Annotated in this window: 1 rRNA gene; it reads left to right on the top strand. The window is 50.0% G+C overall.

From position 1 onward, the window contains the following. Nucleotides 1-526, top strand: a 23S ribosomal RNA gene (locus tag D3H34_RS33750); the annotation flags it as partial.

Below are 526 nucleotides of genomic sequence, written 5' to 3'. Positions count from 1 at the left end.
GCTTACAAAAAGTAGGAGCCCGCAAGGGTGACTGCGTACCTTTTGTATAATGGGTCAGCGACTTACATTCAGTGGCAAGGTTAACCGAATAGGGAAGCCGTAGAGAAATCGAGTCCGAATAGGGCGAATCAGTCGCTGGGTGTAGACCCGAAACCAAGTGATCTATCCATGGCCAGGATGAAGGTGCCGTAACAGGTACTGGAGGTCCGAACCGACTAATGTTGCAAAATTAGCGGATGAGCTGTGGATAGGGGTGAAAGGCTAAACAAACTTGGAAATAGCTGGTTCTCTCCGAAAACTATTTAGGTAGTGCCTCAAGTATTACCTGCGGGGGTAGAGCACTGTTTAGGCTAGGGGGTCATGGCGACTTACCAAACCTATGCAAACTCCGAATACCGCAGAGTACAGCTTGGGAGACAGAGCACCGGGTGCTAACGTCCGGACTCAAGAGGGAAACAACCCAGACCGCCAGCTAAGGTCCCTAAAATTGGCTAAGTGGGAAACGAAGTGGGAAGGCTAAAACAGT

It is taken from the genome of Acidovorax cavernicola, assembly GCF_003581445.1.
Note: the sequence above shows the minus strand (reverse complement) of the source record. Positions and strands in the feature narration are given on the sequence as shown.